General features: G+C 34.7%; 9 protein-coding genes. All 9 read left to right on the forward strand.

Annotation, left to right across the window (positions count from 1 at the left end; all coding sequences use genetic code 11):
* Nucleotides 1–15 precede the first annotated feature (15 nt).
* From QLS71_RS09530 to QLS71_RS09570, 9 genes are read left to right on the forward strand one after another with little or no spacing between them, the layout of a single operon-like run.
* Nucleotides 16–945: a glycoside hydrolase family 43 protein gene (locus tag QLS71_RS09530; protein ID WP_308990990.1), complete on the forward strand. Its 930-nt coding sequence runs from the start codon at nucleotides 16–18 to the stop codon at nucleotides 943–945.
* On the forward strand, nucleotides 938–2800 hold the full coding sequence (locus QLS71_RS09535; protein ID WP_308990989.1) for a six-hairpin glycosidase: 1863 nt from the start codon (nucleotides 938–940) through the stop codon (nucleotides 2798–2800). The genes QLS71_RS09530 and QLS71_RS09535 overlap by 8 nt, the downstream gene beginning before the upstream one ends.
* A gap of 1 nt (nucleotide 2801) precedes the next feature.
* Nucleotides 2802–5600, forward strand: a complete 2799-nt coding sequence (locus QLS71_RS09540) for a glycoside hydrolase family 78 protein (RefSeq protein ID WP_308990988.1) — start codon at nucleotides 2802–2804, stop codon at nucleotides 5598–5600.
* A 1-nt stretch (nucleotide 5601) separates the two neighbouring features.
* Nucleotides 5602–7029 carry an acetylxylan esterase gene (locus tag QLS71_RS09545; protein WP_308990987.1) on the forward strand — a complete coding sequence of 476 codons (1428 nt, stop codon included), beginning with the start codon at nucleotides 5602–5604 and terminating at the stop codon, nucleotides 7027–7029.
* The gene (locus tag QLS71_RS09550) at nucleotides 7013–9472 is read left to right on the forward strand and encodes a glycoside hydrolase family 95 protein (RefSeq protein WP_308990986.1); all 2460 of its coding nucleotides are present in this window, start codon (nucleotides 7013–7015) and stop codon (nucleotides 9470–9472) included. Before QLS71_RS09545 ends, QLS71_RS09550 begins: the two co-directional genes overlap by 17 nt.
* A gap of 12 nt (nucleotides 9473–9484) precedes the next feature.
* Complete coding sequence (locus QLS71_RS09555; RefSeq protein WP_308990985.1) at nucleotides 9485–11044, forward strand: glycosyl hydrolase family 65 protein; 1560 nt, start codon at nucleotides 9485–9487, stop codon at nucleotides 11042–11044.
* A 60-nt stretch (nucleotides 11045–11104) separates the two neighbouring features.
* On the forward strand, nucleotides 11105–13846 hold the full coding sequence (locus QLS71_RS09560; RefSeq protein ID WP_308990984.1) for a glycoside hydrolase family 78 protein: 2742 nt from the start codon (nucleotides 11105–11107) through the stop codon (nucleotides 13844–13846).
* A 35-nt stretch (nucleotides 13847–13881) separates the two neighbouring features.
* Nucleotides 13882–15804, forward strand: coding sequence for an exo-alpha-sialidase (locus QLS71_RS09565; protein ID WP_308990983.1), 1923 nt, complete (start codon nucleotides 13882–13884; stop codon nucleotides 15802–15804).
* A gap of 17 nt (nucleotides 15805–15821) precedes the next feature.
* Nucleotides 15822–18500 (forward strand): glycoside hydrolase family 20 zincin-like fold domain-containing protein, encoded by a 2679-nt coding sequence (locus QLS71_RS09570; RefSeq protein ID WP_308990982.1) that lies wholly within the window; start codon nucleotides 15822–15824, stop codon nucleotides 18498–18500.
* The last annotated feature ends 1 nt before the right edge of the window (nucleotide 18501 follow it).

The raw sequence follows: 18501 nt of genomic DNA on the forward strand, positions 1-18501 counted from the left end.
AAGCTTAACCATACTATGAAAAAATTACTGTTACTAATATTTTTACCTATTGTATTTAGCTGTGCATCTAATAAAAAGGACCTGTATATTTTTACATCTTTTCGAGAACCCGCTACAGATGGTTTGTATTTAGCATATAGTGAAGATGGTTACCATTGGCAAGACCTTATGGGTTCTTATTTAAAACCAAAAGCAGGTGCTAGTAAGATAATGCGCGATCCATCTATAGTAAGAGATAAAGATGATACGTATCATATGGTCTGGACAACCGATTGGAAAGGGGGTAACGGGTTTGGTTATGCCAATTCAAAGGATTTAATTAATTGGTCTGAGCAAAAATATATTCCTGTAATGGCTCATGAACCTGAGGTGGTTAATATTTGGGCTCCCGAAATTTTTTATGATGATGAGGAAGATAGATACATCATTATTTGGGCATCAACCATTCCGTTTAGGTTTGAAAAAGGTATAGAAGAAGAAAAAAATAATCACCGAATGTATTATGTTACTACTAAAGATTTTAAAACATTTTCAGAAACCAAACTGTTTTTAGATCCAGGGTTTAGTGTGATAGATTGTGTAATTGTAAAACGAGCCAAAAATGATTATGTGTTAATAATAAAAGACAATACAAGACCCATGAGAAATCTCAAAGTAGGCTTCGGAAAATCACCTTTAGGGCCTTTTGAAAATATTTCTGATCCTTACACGGGGTTTAAATCGGAAGGACCTACAGTATTAAAAGTGGATGGGAAATACCTTATTTATTATGATAATTACGGTGAAAAAGATTACAAAGCGGTGCGAACTTCAGATTTTATAAATTTTGAAGATATAAGTGATGAAATAAAGCTACCCGAAGGGCACAAACATGGAACAATTAGTACCATTTCTATAGATGTTTTAAAAGGGTTGATTAAAAAAATGAAAGAAGAAAATGAATAAATTAAGTAAAATGAAGTCCAGTATATTTTCATCTGTGTTATTAGTATGTGGTAGCCTAATGGTTGAAGCGCAACAAGACACTATAAAATATGTTGGTAAAACACTATCAAACATCGATTACCATCATGGACAATTAACTCCTGCGGTTGGTGTACATGCGACTCAAATTATGCGTGCCAGCAGAGAGCATCCAGAAAAATCGGATGGTTTTGGCTGGACGTACAATCACGCACCCAATATAGCTTATTGGAATAATACTTTTTTTGTGCAATATTTAAGCGACCCTGTGGGGGAACATATTCCACCAAGTCAATCCTTTATGCTCAGGTCTAAAGATGGAGAAAATTGGAGTTTTCCAGAAGTAGTTTTTCCTCCTTATAATATTCCAGATGGTTATGTGAAAGAAGGTGTTAATGCGGTTGCTAAAAACCTAAAAGCAGTGATGCATCAGCGTATGGGCTTCTTTACATCTTCAGATAACCGATTTTTCACCTTAGCATATTATGGTATTGTTATGGAGCCTCATGACGATCCTAACGATGGAAAAGGTATTGGTCGTGTTATTCGTGAAGTTTATAAAGATGGAAGTTTAGGACCTATTTACTTTATTCGTCATAATAAAACATGGGATGCTTCAAAATCTACATATCCATTCTACACAAAAAGTAAAGACAAAGGTTTAAAAAAGGCCTGTGAAGAATTACTTGCAACACCTTTATTGATGCAACAATGGGTTGAAGAAGCGGATAGAGATGATCCATTAATTCCGCTTAAAAAAGAATATAAAGCTTTTAGCTATTACCATTTACCAAACGGAAATGTTGTTGGATTGTGGAAGTATGCATTAACTTCTTTAAGTAAAGACAATGGATTAACATGGGAATATAAACCTTTGCGTGCTCCAGGTTTTGTGAATAATAATGCTAAAATATGGGGACAGAAAACTTCAGACAATAAATATGCAACAGTTTATAACCCTTCTGAGTTTCGTTGGCCTTTAGCGGTGTCCACAAGTAATGACGGTTTAAACTATAATGATTTATTATTAGTTCATGGTGAAATATCACGTTTACGTTATGGAGGAGCATACAAGTCGCACGGACCACAATATGTGCGTGGTATAGTAGAAGGAAATGGAACGCCTCCAGATGGGAAATTATGGGTAACATACAGTATGAACAAAGAAGATATGTGGGTGTCTTCTATCCCGGTTCCTGTAACAGGCACCGTAGATGAAGATGCTAATGATGTTTTTAATAAATTACCAAATGGTGAAGAATTAAAACTTTGGAATACATATAATTTACAATGGGGTTCTGCTAAAATTGAAAATAAAGATGGAAACAAATATCTAACACTTCGTGATGAAGATCCCTTTGATTATCCTCGCGTAGAGCGTGTTGTTCCTTTTGCTGAAAAAATGGAAGCAAGTTTTACTGTAAAGCCTGAGCAAAATGATCACGGGTTAATGCAGATAGAATTTCAAAACAAGGAAGGGATGCCAGCCATTAGATTTACTTTTGATACGGATGGTAATTTAAAATTAAAAGCAGGCTATAGATTACGTAATATACTAAAATACGAAGCAGGAAAAGAATACACCATAAGTGTTTCATTAGATGCAACCTCTCGCTCTTATACCTTTAAAGTTAATAACGGTGAAGAAACGAATGGCATATTTTTTCAACCTGTAGATGGAATTTCGCGTATTATGTTCCGTACCGGAGAACAACGGTATTATCCAAATCCAGATACGCCAGTTGATACTCCCGACTATTATGATGTTCCATATACAGGAGTTTCAATTCCTGAAGCGGTTTTTAATATAAAATCACTGATTACCAAAAAGCTATAGAATGCATTCTTTTAAGGTCTTATTTATTTTTGTTTTTCTTATTTCAGCTTGTAAAACTGTTGAAAATAGAGGGACCTTTGTAGTTTCAAATGTAACTTGTGAAATGGCCGAAAATCCTTTGGCTGTTATAGTAAACCAACCCAGATTAAGTTGGGTATTAAAATCAACAGATTTTAATATGTCTCAATCTGGGTATCAAATTTTAGTAGCGTCTACAGCAGAGAATTTAGAGAATTATAAAGCAGATGTTTGGGATAGCGGCAAAGTTATTTCAGATAAAAGTCAGTTAGTAACAATTGCTAAGGCATTAAAACATGGTGATAAATATTATTGGAAAGTAAAAGTTTGGAACCATAAAAACGAAGCATCCAATTGGAGCGAAACAGCTTTTTTTAGAGTAGCTCCAGCATCATCTAGCTTAAACCCAACATGGATTGGTGCTATTACAAAAGCCAACAGTCATTTGCCTGAAGGTAGACGTTATCACACGGCGACTTTCAAAAAATCGAAACGAGATTCTATTATCAATGCGTCCGATGCATTATCTAGGCAAAGCATCATGCTTCGAAAACCATTTTCTGTTTCAAAAAAAATAAAAGAGGCTGTTGTTTATATTTCTGGTTTAGGACATTATGAGTTAACCATTAATGGAACTAAAATAGGGAATAGCGAATTTGCACCATTGTGGACCGATTATGACAAGTCGGTTAATTTTAATACATATGAATTAAATTCAGAGGAATTAAAAAACGGTGAAAACGTTATTGGAGTGTTGTTAGGAAATGGGATGTACAATATACTAGCAGAACGTTATTCTAAGTTTTTTGTCAGTTTTGGCCCGCCTACCTTGTTTTTTAAAATGAAATTGATATATGAAGATGGTTCTGAAGATATTATAAAATCTGATGAAACCTGGAAATATTCAGAAAGCCCAATTACTTACAACAGTATGTTTGGTGGCGAAGATTATGATGCTAATTTAGAACAAAACGGATGGGGTTCTTCAAATTTTAATGATATAAATTGGAAACCTGTTATAATTCAAGAAGCACCAAAAGGGAGGTTACAAGCTCAAGTGGCACCACCGGTTACCGTTCAAAAAGAATATGAATTAAAAGAATTTAAAGAACCTATAAAAGGTACGTATGTATTTAATATGAGGCAAAATTTGTCTGGTTTTCCAACCATTAAAGTAAAAGGGGAAAAAGGACAAAAAGTAACACTTTGGGTTGGTGAAGGTTTACAAAACGATGGTACAATTAACCAAGGACGTTCTGGGAAACCTTATTATTTTCAATATATATTAAAAGGAGATGAAATTGAAACATGGCAACCTAAGTTTAGTTATTATGGTTATCAATACATCCAAATAGATAGCATTAATTTTAAAGAAGAAAATAACACTAAATTTCCAACGGTTTTAGATATTAAATCCAATTTTGTTTATAATTCAGCTGGTGAATCTGGAACTTTTGAATGTTCTAATGATATTTTTAATAAAGCTCACGAGCTAATAAATAATGCGATTAAAAGTAATTTTCAAGCGGTATTGACAGATTGTCCACATCGTGAAAAATTAGGATGGTTAGAGGAAGCGCATTTAAATGGCCCTGGGTTAATTTATAATTATAACTTAAAAAATTACATACCAAGCATCATGCAAAATATAAAGGATGCACAAAGGAGTAATGGTATGATTCCAACTATTGCTCCAGAATATGTAGTTTTTGGAGGTGATTTTACCGATTCTCCAGAATGGGGTGTTAGCGGAGTCATTCTACCTTGGATGTATTATGAATATTATGGCGATGATTCGCTAATTCGAGATTATTATTCTATGATGAAAAGATATATTGATTACTTAACGTCTAAATCTGAAAACTATATTCTTTCATACGGGCTAGGCGATTGGTATGATTATGGTGAACATGCCGCAGGCTATTCTAAAAATAGTCCTATCGCCCTTTCTGCAACCAGTCATTATTACTACGCATCACATTTGTTTGCTAAAGCGGCAAAGCATTTAAATAAAATAGAAGATATTTCTAAATACGAGACTTTAGCATCTAACATAAAAGATGCATATAATAAGGAGTTTTTCAACATAGAAACGAAGCAATATGGTACAAAAAGCCAATTTAGTAATGCGGTTTCTGTGTTTATGGATATTGTAGAACCGCAATATAAAGAAGCGGTTATGGCTAATTTATTAGCTGACATAAAAAACAGAGGTTACAGATTAACAACGGGCGATGTGGGTAACCGTTACTTATTTCAAGCGTTGGCCAGAAATAACGAAAACGAAACCATGTATAAAATGAACAACCATTACGATACACCAGGCTACGGATTTCAAATTAAATTTGGATTAACCACATTAACTGAACAATGGGATCCAAGAAAAGGAAATTCATGGAACCATTTTATGATGGGACAAATTGAAGAATGGTTTTATAGAAGTTTAGCGGGCATTGTTCCAGATGAAGCCAATCCAGGGTTTAAACATTTTTTTATACAGCCAGAAATTGTTGGAGATATGACCTTTGTAAAAGCAAGTTATCAATCGGTTTACGGAATGATAGTTTCGGAATGGGAGAAAAAAAACAACAAAACCACTTTCAAAATTGAAGTGCCAGTAAACACCACAGCAACTATTGTGTTGCCAGTAGATTTAAAATCTAAAATAATCATAAACGGAAAACCTTTTAAACAAAAAAAAGGAAGCTTAGAAATAGATAAAAAAGTCCAAAAGCCCACATTTACAATTGGCTCTGGAGTTTATGTTATAGAAAGTAACTAACATGAAGTTAAAATCAGTAAAAATAATAATCGTTTCATTGTTTGCTTTTTTATTTGCAAAAATGCAGGCACAAACCTCTGACACTAATTTCAGAACGCCTGTGGCAGAAACTATTCATAAATTAGAAATTATTTTCAATGTGAAAATTGAAGATAATAAGGGTTTGTTGAAAGATAAAATGTTGGATTATGCCGATTGGAAAATTGAACCCGATAATTTAGAAGTGTCTTTAGCGAATGTTTTAGCACCTTTCAATTTAACAACGTTTGAAGCAGCAGATGGTACTTATGAAATTAGAGAATTTCAATACCACAGAGTATCTGTTCCTAAAAGTAAAGACCGTTTAGCTTTTTTGTCTAGCCTTTATAATGATAAAGAAACTTGGGAAACAAGAAAAGCTGAATTAAAAAATTGCATGATAACGGCCTTTGGAATAGATAAAGCTCCAAAAACACCAAATTTTAAACCTATATTAACAAGCAAAAGAAAGTATAAAAATTATACTGTTGAGAATATTGGTTTAGAAATTCTTCCAGGTTTTTATACAACAGGTTCTATTTATAAACCATATCCTTTAAAAGAAAAAGCAGCTATTATTTTAACGCCGAATGGTCATTTTAGTGATGGGCGTTACCGCGAAGATGAACAATTTAGATGTGCTATGTTAGCAAAAATGGGAGCTATTGTGGTGAGTTACGATTTGTTTTCATGGGGAGGAGAATCATTACTTCAGTTTCCAGTGCAAATGCATCGAAGTAGCATCGCATCAACCGTGCAGGTATTAAGTGGGATGCGTTTGTTAGATTATGTAGCAACCATCAAACATGCCGATGTATCCCGTGTAGGAGTTACAGGTGGTTCAGGTGGTGGTTCTCATACTATGTTTTTAGCAGCTTTAGACGATAGAGTTACGGTATCTGTTCCTACGGTTATGGTATCAGCAAATCATTCTGGAGGGTGTCCTTGCGAAAGCGGACGAGGCATTCATTTATGTGGGAACGGAACCAACAATGTTGAAGTAGCAGCTATGGCAGCACCAAAACCACAACTTATTATTTCTGATGGGAAAGATTGGACATCGGAAGTTCCAAAATTAGAATTTCCATTTGTTCAGCGAATTTATGATTTTTATGGTGAAAAGGAATTAGTTGAGAATGCGCATTTTGCAGAAGAAGGTCATGATTATGGATTATCGAAGCGTATGGCCATGTATCCATTTATGGCTAAATATCTAGACTTAGATTTAAGAAAAGTAAAAAATAAAAAAGGCGAGATTGATGAATCAACTTGTACCATAGAGCTCAAAGAAAAGTTGTTAGTTTTTGGTGATAATGGTGAAAAATTACCAGCCAATGCTTTAAAAGATATTGATAAATTATATGAATTATTTGGAGAAAAAAACCATAGAAAATATGAAGTTAAAGAGTAAAAGCACGGTGTTTATATATTATTTTGCAATTCTTTTTGGATTACAAAATGTGTCTGCTCAAGAACTAAAACTTTGGTATGACGAACCCGCAGAAATTTGGAATGAAGCGTTACCTTTAGGAAACGGACGCTTAGGTGCTATGGTTTTCGGTGATCCAGCGGTGGAACGTTTGCAATTAAATGAAGAAACCATTTGGGCAGGTTCACCAAATAGTAATGCGCATCCAAAAGCATTAAAAGTCTTGCCAAAAGTACGTCAGCTTATTTTTGATGGAAAATATAAAGAAGCACAAGATTTAGCAACGTCTGATATTCGTTCGCAAACCAATAACGGGATGCCATATCAAACTTTTGGAAGTGTGTATTTATCATTTCCAGGACATCAAAATTATACCAATTATTATCGTGATTTAGATATTGAAAATGCGACAGCAAAAGTACAATACACGGTTAATGGTGTCACTTTTACGAGAGAAGTACTTACAGCATTTTCAGATCAAGTTATAGCTGTTAAATTGACGGCAAGTCAACCTGGACAAATAACAGGAAATGTGTTTATGAATAGTCCGTTTGATAAAACACTCACTAAAACGGAAGGTAATCAAGTGTCGCTTTCTGGTGAAACAAGCACGGTGGAAGGTCAAAGAGGTCGTGTCAAATTTCAAGGTAGAATGGCAGCTAAAAATATAGGAGGTGATGTTTCTGTAAAAAATGGTATTATCAGCATTAATAAAGCTGATGAGGTTACGTTGTATATTTCAATTGCTACTAATTTCAAAAACTATAAAGAACTAACAGAAGATTATATAACAAAAAGCAAATCGTTTTTAGACAAAGCTACAATTAAAGATTTTGAGACCATAAAAAACGCACATGTGGCGTATTATCAGAAATTCTTTAATCGTATGTCTTTAGATTTAGGAATAACAAACGCAGTGAAAGAAACCACAGATGTACGAATTAAGAAATTCGATAGTCAATTCGATCCGCAATTAGCAGCTTTATACTTTCAATTTGGACGTTATTTATTGATTTCTTCTTCGCAACCAGGTGGACAACCAGCAAATCTTCAAGGGATTTGGAACGACATGTTATTTCCGCCGTGGGAAAGTAAATATACCATGAATATTAATGGAGAAATGAATTATTGGCCAGCAGAGTTGACTAACCTTTCTGAAATGCACGAACCATTCATTCAAATGGCAAAAGAGATTGCTGAAACAGGAAAAGAAACCGCTAAAATCATGTACGATGCCAATGGTTGGGTGTTACATCATAATACCGATATCTGGCGAATTACTGGACCCATTGATAATGCGGCATCTGGTATGTGGCCAACTGGAGGTGCATGGGTCTGTCAAGATTTATGGGAACGCTATTTATATACTGGTGATGAAAGTTATCTAAAAGAAATTTATCCCATCATGAAAGGAGCGGCAACGTTCTTTTTAGATTTTATGATTAAAGATCCAAACTCAGGATATTTAGTAGTGGTGCCTTCAAATTCTCCAGAGAACACTCATGCAGGCGAAGATGGAAAATCAACCATTACTGCAGGAACAACTATGGATAATCAATTGGTTTTTGATTTGTTTACTAATGTTATGAGAGCCACAGATATTTTATCAGAAGATACTCGTTTCAATCAAAAACTGAAAGAAGCTTTAGATAAAATGGCGCCTATGCAAATAGGAAAACATGGACAGTTACAAGAATGGTTAATTGATTGGGATGATCCAGAAGATCACCATCGACATGTATCTCATTTATATGGTTTGTTTCCAAGTAATCAAATATCACCGGTTAAAACACCCGAATTATTTCAAGCTGCTAAAACCTCTTTAAATTATAGAGGTGACGAATCTACTGGTTGGTCTATGGGTTGGAAAGTGAATTTATGGGCGCGTTTGTTAGATGGTGATCATGCTTATAAACTAATGCAAGATCAATTGCATTTGGTAACGGCTGATCAGAATGATGGAGGTGGTACGTATCCAAACATGCTCGATGCGCATCAACCGTTTCAAATAGATGGGAATTTTGGTTGTACTGCTGGAATTGCTGAAATGCTTATGCAGAGTCATGAAGGCGCTATTCATTTGTTACCAGCATTACCAAGTGTTTGGAAACATGGGTCTATAACAGGATTAAAATCTAGAGGAGGTTATGAAATTGATATGGTTTGGAAAAACAATAAAGTGTCTGAATTAAAAATTACAGCTTCAAAAGATGGCAATTGTAGATTACAATTAGAAACGCCTATTAAGGGAGCAGGGTTGAAAAAAGCCAAAGGAGAAAATCCGAATGCTTTCTTTTATGACGTGGAAGTTAAAAAACCAATCATATCAGACAATTTTAAGCTAGAAAAAGTAAAAACACCTAAATATTATAAATACGATGTAGACATGAAAGCAGGTAAAACTTATTCATTTTACGTTAAATAAAAACTATTAAAAATGACATCAAAATTCAATTGTATTACGTTCATCTTATTAATTTTAGCAGTTAGTTTTAATAGTTGTAAATCATCTTCAGCAAAAGAAAAAACAGGCTATGTATTAGATGCGGAAAACTACAAGCATCATGTTGATTATTTCAATGGAATGGAAGATGAAAATATAGCCAAAGCCATTCCAAATGACAGTTCTTGGGCTTGGATGAAAACTAACATTCCCTTATTTGACTGTCCGCAAGACAATTTTGAAGAAATGTACTATTTCCGTTGGTGGAGTTTGCGAAAACACATAACAGATACACCACAAGGTTATGCTATTACAGAGTTTTTAGTAGACCGTTCGTATGCCGATAAATATAACTTAATAGCTTGCGCTTTAGGGCATCATATTTACGAATTCAGATGGGTACACAATCCAGAGTTTATAGAGCAAAATGTACATTTATGGTTTAGAGGAAATGAAGGTAAAAAATTAGAAAAGCTACTAAAATTTAGTAGTTGGACTGCTGATGCGCTTTACAATCGTTACCTAGTAAATAAAGATGAGACCTATCTGTTAGATATGTTTCCAGACTTAGTTGATGAATATGGACAGTGGGAAGAAGAGAAAGGAAGAGAAGATGGTTTGTTTTGGCAGTTTGATGTAAGAGATGGGATGGAAGAATCTTTAAGTGGCGGACGCCGTGTGAAAAATGCACGTCCTACTATAAATAGTTACATGTATGCTAATGCAAAAGCTTTATCAACCATGGCAAGTATGAAAGGTGATGCGAATCAAGAAGCTTATTTTGAAGCAAAAGCAGATACCATTAAAAAGTTAGTAGAAACAAAACTATGGAATTCAGATCACTCATTTTTTGAAACTTTAACCGAAAAAGATACGTCATCTCAAGTACGTGAAGCGATTGGTTTTATTCCTTGGTATTTTAATTTACCATCAGAAAACAAAGGCTTTGAAATAGCTTGGGAACAAGTTAAGGATGAAGAAGGGTTTTTGTCTCCTTACGGATTAACAACAGCCGAACGTAGAAGTCCGCGTTTTAGAAGTCATGGAACAGGAACTTGCGAGTGGGATGGTGCTGTATGGCCATTTGCATCATCGCAAACACTAACTGCTATGGCAAATGTACTAAATAATTATAGCCAAGATGTGGTTTCTTCTGAGGATTATTTCAAGCAAATGAATTTGTATGTAGAATCACAATACCATAGAGGGCGCCCTTATATTGGTGAGTATTTAGACGAAACTACGGGTTATTGGCTTATGGGCGATAGAGAGCGTAGTCGTTATTACAACCATTCAACATTCAACGATTTAATGATTACTGGTTTGGTAGGTTTACGCCCAAGAGCTGATGAAAAAATAGAGGTAAACCCATTAATTCCTCAAGATAAATGGGATTGGTTTTGTTTAGATAACGTATTGTATCACGGTAATATTATTACCATTCTTTGGGATAAAACAGGTGAAAAATATAACAAAGGAAAAGGTTTTAAAATTTTCAGAAATGGTAAAGAAATAGCATCTTCTGATAAACTTGAAAAACTTATTTCTGAATAAAATTTACAAATCAAATAAAAAATCCTGAAAGGTTTTGAAACCTTGTAGGTATAAAATCTAATGAAAAGACTACAATATATAGTTATACTTCTTTTTTCATTTTCTGCAATGGCTCAAAATGATATAAAGTTGCATAACCTTCAATGTGAAATGTTGACGAATCCTTTAGGGATTGATGTATTGCAACCCCGATTAAGTTGGCAGTTTCAAACGAGTCAAACACAAGTAGAGCAAGTTGCTTATCAAATTATAGTTGCATCCACTCTTGAAAAGCTAAAAGCGAATGATGCCAATTTATGGGATAGTGGGAAAGTAACTAGCAATGCATCAATAAACGTTGTGTATTCTGGAGAAGAATTAAGCAGTAAAGATGAAGCGTTTTGGAAAGTAAAAGTTTGGACCAATAAAGGTGAAACCGAATGGAGTGAATCGGCATTTTGGAGTATGGGTATACTAACCTATGCTAAATGGAATTCACGATGGATTGGATATAATGAGTTGTTTCCAGGAGATAGTGTGAGTCAATTTTCAAAGTTATCTGCTCGGTATATTAGAAAGCAAATTGATTTAGAAAAGAAGGTGAAAAAAGCCAAAGTCTATTTGATGGGTATGGGCTTATATGAATTCTACATCAACGGAGAAAAAATAGGAAATCAGGTTCTAGCACCTGTGCCTACAGATTATACCAAGAATGTAAAGTACAATGTGTTTGATGTGACTTCTCAATTAAAACAAGGAGAAAATGTATTGGGAACCATTTTAGGTAACGGACGCTATTTTGCCATGCGTCAAGAATACAAACCTTATAAAATTAAAAGTTTTGGGTTTCCTAAAATGAATTTGATTTTGGATGTGGAATATGAAGATGGCAGTATAGAATCCATAAAAACAGACGAATCTTGGAAGTTTACACCAAACGGCCCTATTCGTGCAAATAACGAATATGATGGCGAAGTGTATGATGCCCGTAAAGAAATGCCAAACTGGAACAAAGTTGGTTTTGATGATAGCGATTGGTTGAATTTAATGTGGGTTCAAGAACCGGGTGGTTTTTATGAAGCACCAATGACGCCAAACATGAAAATTATGGATGAAGTGAAACCTTTATCCATCACAGCAACCAAAAGAGGGACTTATATTTTAGATATGGGGCAAAATATGGTGGGTTGGTTACAAATAAAGGTAAAAGGAAACCGAGGCGAAAAAATTACCATGAAGTTTGCAGAATCTTTAAAAGAGGATGGGTCACTTTATATTGCTAATTTACGTGATGCACGAGTAACTGATGAATATATTTTAAAAGGTGAGGGGGATGAAATTTGGGAACCAAAGTTTGTATACCATGGTTTTCGGTTTGTTGAAATTTTTGGACTTCAATCAAAGCCTTTATTAGATCAGTTTTTAGGAAAAGTGGTTTATGATGATATGGAAACCACAGGAACGTTTGAATGTTCAAACGAAACCATGAATCAAATATTTAAAAATGCCTTCTGGGGAATTAATGGAAATTACAAAGGCATGCCTATTGATTGTCCGCAACGTAACGAACGCCAGCCGTGGTTAGGCGATAGAACTACAGGAGCTTATGGAGAAAGTTTCTTGTTCGGCAATCAAACCTTATACGCAAAATGGTTAGACGATATTAAGTATTCGCAAACCTTAGATGGAGGAATCCCTGATGTGGCTCCAGCATTTTGGCGCTATTACGGCGATGGCGTAACATGGCAAGGTGCATATATTAAAGTAGCCGACATGTTGTACCAACAATTTGGTGATAAAGAAAGTATCAAAAAGCATTATCCATATATGAAAAAATGGTTGCTTTATATGGAAACGAATTATCTGAAAGATGATTTAATGACGAAAGATAAATACGGCGATTGGTGTGTGCCACCAGAATCTTTAGAAATTATTCGTTCTAAAGACCCAACACGACTAACGGATGGAGAAGTGTTGTCGAGTGCCTTTTATTATCATTTGCTTCAAATTATGAAAAAATTTGCTGCTATTTCAGAAGCAAATCAAGAAGATATCACGTATTATGATGCTTTAGCAGAACGTGTTAAAAAAGCATTCAATGCTAAATATTTCAACAGAGATACAAATACGTATGCAAATAATACGGTAACTGCAAACGTGCTTCCGTTAGCTTTTAATATGGTTCCTGATAATCTTCAAGACAAAGTGTTTCAAAATATGGCGCATGAAGTTGAAGTTACTAAACAAGGACATGTAAGTACGGGTGTTGTGGGTATTCAATTTTTAATGCGAACCTTAACCGAATTTGGTAGAGGCGATTTAGCGTACAAACTAGCGTCAAATAAAACCTATCCAAGTTGGGGTTATATGGTTGAAAACGGCGCCACCACTATTTGGGAATTGTGGAATGGTAACACGGCGAATCCAGAAATGAACTCGCAAAATCACGTGATGCTTTTAGGCGATTTAATGATTTGGTATTATGAAAATATGGCTGGAATTAAATCAAGCGCAGCGTATCCAGGATTCAAACAAATCATTATGAAACCAGATTTTAATGCAGGTTTAAGTTATGTAAATGCATCTTATAAATCTTCTCATGGGCTTATCAAAAGTCATTGGAAAAAGAATAAAAACAAGTTAACTTGGGATATCACCATTCCCGTAAATACGAGCGCATTGGTTTATTTGCCAATAGCCGATGCTTCAAAAGTGAAAATCAATAAAAGTAAATTAGATAAGGTTTCTGAAAATTATAAAACAGAAGAAGGTAAACTAATTCTAGAGTTGATGTCAGGAACTTATTCAATCAATATAAACTAAAATAATTCAGAATTAAACTAATAAATCAGATGAACATGAAACTAATTCAAACCATATTAATTCTAACAGGGGTAGTGCTTTTAGGAAGTTGTAAACAACCCGTAGAAGCTAAAAAAATAGCTATAGAAGAAAAAACATGGAGAGAAGGCATCGTTACAGATGAATTTATCTATCGAGAAGCATCCTATCCATCATGTCATGCTGCAACAATAGCTGAAATGAAAAATGGCGATTTAATTGCCGCTTGGTTTGGAGGTACAAATGAAAGAGATCCCGATGTAGGTATTTGGGTAAGTATGCGAAAAAATGACACCTGGACAGAAGGTGTGGAAGTTGTAAATGGCGTACAAAATGATACGTTGCGTTACCCAACTTGGAATCCGGTTTTATATCAAATACCAGATGGCGATTTAATGTTGTTTTACAAAGTAGGGCCGCATCCTTCATCTTGGTGGGGTATGTTAGTAAGATCTTCTGATAATGGTGAAACATGGTCTGATCCAGAAAAATTGCCGGAAGGTTATTTAGGACCCATAAAAAATAAACCTGTTTTATTAGCAGACGGAACACTTTTATTACCTTCAAGTACCGAAGGTCATGGTTGGAATTTGAGAATGGAATCTACTAAAGATTTTGGAAAAACTTGGAGTATGACAGATACCATACCAAAAGGACAAAATAATATTAATGCAATTCAACCTAGTATTCTTTTTCATGAAAATGGGAAACTTCAAACTATTGGAAGAACTAAGAACAGAGCCCTATTCAGTTCTTGGTCTGAAGATAACGGGAAAACATGGTCTGATATTGAATTATTGGATATGCCAAATAACAATTCAGGAACCGATGCTGTAACGATGAAAAACGGGCAGCATGTGTTAATATATAACCATGTATTACCTGATGGTGATGCTGTAAAAGGAATTAGAACGCCATTAAACATTGCTGTTTCAAATGATGGTGTTAATTGGGATGCTTCTTTAGTATTGGAAGATTCAAGAATTAGTCAATATTCATATCCGGCCCTTATTCAAGGTTCCGATGGGATGTTACATTGTGTGTATACTTGGAGAAGACAACGTATTAAATATGTGAAAATAGATCCTTCAAAATTGGTTTCCTTTCCTATAAAAAAGGGTGTTTGGCCAGGGCCAACAAAAGAACGTTATAAAGTAGCGGTTTGCGATTGGATGATTCTAAAACGTCAAAAACTGGGTGCGTTTGAATTCGCCAAAGAATTAAATTATGAAGGTATTGAGTTAGATATGGGGAGTTTAGGCGATAGAGACACTTTTGAAAGTAAGTTTGGAGATTCTACAGAGGTGAAAAAATTCTTAGAGAAATCTGCTGAAACAGGTATTCAAATTAGCTCTATTGCCATGTCTGGTTTTTATGCGCAGTCGTTTGCAAAACGTCCTACTGTTAAAAAGATGGTTTCAGATTGTATTGAAACCATGAAAAAACTAGATGTTAAAACAGCTTATTTGCCATTAGGGGTACAAGGGGATTTAGTTACAAATCCAGAGTTAAGACCAGCTATTGTAGAGCGATTAAGATGGGCTGGCGAAGAAGTTGGTAAAATAGATGGCGTTATAGCTATTGAAACATCACTTTCTGCTGCTGAAGAAGTAAAACTTCTAAAAGAAATTGGTAACAGAAATATAAGAATTTCATTCAACTTTGCTAATGCCATTAAAAACGGAAGAGATATTTCAAGTGAATTAAAAACCTTAGGACGCGATAATATTGCTCAAATTCATGCTTCCAATACGGATGGTTTTTGGATTGAAAACGATAAAGCCATCGATTTACCAAAAATTAAAGAAACCTTGGATAACATGCATTGGTTAGGTTGGTTAATTGTGGAGCGTTCTAGAGATACCACACAAGTACATAATAGAGAAGCAAATTATACAGCTAATGCTACTTACTTAAAAAAAGTTTTTAAAAATCAATAATTTAAAAGATTATCAAAATGATGAGATTCATAAGCTTACTTTTTACGCTATTAATAATATCCTGTTCATCCCCAAAGAAAGTTACTATTGTTAGTAATTCTGATTCACCACGATTGGTATTTGGAGTTGAAAAACTTTCAGCTAAATTATCAGAGAACGGATATGTGGTTACTGTTTCTTCTGAAAAACCTGAAGGTGATCACAAAATAATTGTTATATCTGAAAAAAAAGACCCATCAAAAAAAGAGGGTTTCAAAATAACTACAGAAGAAAATATAATTTCTATTGAAGGTTCAGATGCTTCTGGTGCGTTGTATGGCGCATTGGAATTAGCTGAACAAATCAAAGAAAATGGCGAGTTGTCTTCAGTAATCAATATGGAAGATAGTCCCGAAATGGTGTTAAGAGGTACCTGTATCGGGCTTCAAAAAACAGAATATTTAGAAGGTAGAGGCGTTTACGAATATCCATATACACCCGAGAATTTCCCTTGGTTTTATGATAAAGAACTTTGGATAGACTATTTAGATATGATGGTTGATAATAGGTTGAATTCCTTATACCTATGGAACGGACACCCTTTTGCGTCTTTAGTAAAATTAGACGATTACCCATTTGCTCTTGAAGTTAGTGATGAAGATTTTAAAAAGAATGAAGAAATTTTTAAATTCTTAACTGAAGAAGCTAATAAACGTGGTATTTGGGTGATTCAAATGTTTTACAACATCATAGTTTCTAAACCTTTTGCAGAACATTATAATATTAAAACACAAGATAGATCAAGATCAATCACACCGGTATTAGCAGATTATACTCAAAAATCTATAGCAGCTTTCGTAGAAAAATATCCAAATGTAGGTTTGTTAGTTGCATTAGGAGAAGCTATGAATACTATTGATGATGATGTCGAATGGTTTACAAAAACAATAATTCCAGGGGTGAAAGACGGATTAAAAGCATTAGGAACTAACGAAGAACCGCCAATAATTCTTAGAGCACATGATACAGATGCTCCTTTAGTAATGGAAAAAGCATTGCCATTATATAAAAACTTATATACAACGCACAAGTATAATGGTGAGTCGTTAACCACTTACGAACCACGCGGGCCATGGTCTGAAGTTCATAAAAAGCTAAGTAAAGCGGGTTCTACGCATATTTCGAATGTACATATTTTAGCAAATTTAGAACCGTTTAGATATGGATCTCCAGATTTCATTCAGAAGAGTGTGAAAGCTATGCATAACGTGCATGGAGCTAATGCGCTTCATTTATATCCACAAACGTCTTATTGGGATTGGCCTTACGCACCCGATAAAACAGAGCCTCGGTTATTAGAAGTGGAGCGTGATTGGATTTGGTATAAAGCATGGTCTCGATATGCGTGGGAATCTAATAGAGATAGAAATGATGAAATAAAGTTTTGGAGCAATGAATTGGCTACCAAATTCGGAACAGATACCGACGCAGGAAAAGATATTTTAAAAGCTTATGAAGAAGCAGGAGAAATAGCCCCTAAAACATTAAGACGCTTTGGGATTACCGAAGGAAACCGTCAAACCTTGTTACTAGGGATGTTTGAAAGTCAATTGGTAAATCCGTATAAGTGGCGTGTGTATCCAGGGTTTTACGAATCTTGTGGACCAGTAGGTGAAATTCTTTTAGAGTATGCCAAAAAAGAATGGGAGAATACGCCGCATGAAGGCGAAACACCTGTTCAGATTATTAGTGAAATTGTAGAACATGGTAAACAAGCTGTTATAGCAATAGATCATGCAGAACCTAATGTTACAAAGGATAAAGACGAGTTTATTCGTTTAAAAAATGACATGTATTGCTACAATGCCTTTGCTAATTTCTTTTCAGAGAAAGTGGAAGCAGCATTGTTAGTATTGCGTTATAGTTATTCTAATGACATGAGCGATTTAGACAAGGCAGTTCCTCATTTAAAAAAAAGTATTGAATATTATCAAGAGCTCGTAAACCTAACAAAAGACACCTATTTATACGCCAATAGTATGCAAACGGCGCAACGTAGAATTCCTATTGGAGGCGATGATGGGAACAATAAAACATGGAAAGAATTATTACCACATTATGAAAGAGAGTTGGCAAATTTCAACAGAAATTTAAATCTTTTAAAAGCTTCTAAAGACGGTAAAATTGTTAGAATAGAAGGAGCACCTTGGGAAAAAGTTGATGTTACTTTGTTAAGTGAAAATAAAGGAATTTACCAAGTAAAGAAAGGAACAAAAGTGTATGGGATTCCAGGTTCTGAAATTTCAGAAATAGCTCCTGAATTACAAAATTTAAAAGGTATTTCATTCATTGCAGATAACCAAAATGAACATGGTACACATCTTAAATTTAAAAATAATAAGGCTGTAAAATTAGTTGTTGGTTATTTCAATACCGACCAAAAGCGTTTTGTGTTTCCGCCAAGTTTAGAAACAAACGCTGCAGGAAACACGAGAGGTGAAGCTGAGGTTATTTTAGCAAATGCCATAAAGTTAAAAGGATTACCAAGAGTAAATATTCATACGTACCAATTTGAGCCAGGAGAAAACGAACTTAATTTGGGTAAAGGGCGTGTTCTAATTCTTGGTTTTATAGACGCAAATCAGGAAGTAACATCACGAGATGTTGGTTTAATTGGTGCCGATGATAAGGAGGCAGTAGATTGGCTTTTCTATTAAC

This window comes from Mariniflexile litorale (assembly GCF_031128465.2).
GTDB classification, from domain to species: domain Bacteria; phylum Bacteroidota; class Bacteroidia; order Flavobacteriales; family Flavobacteriaceae; genus Mariniflexile; species Mariniflexile litorale.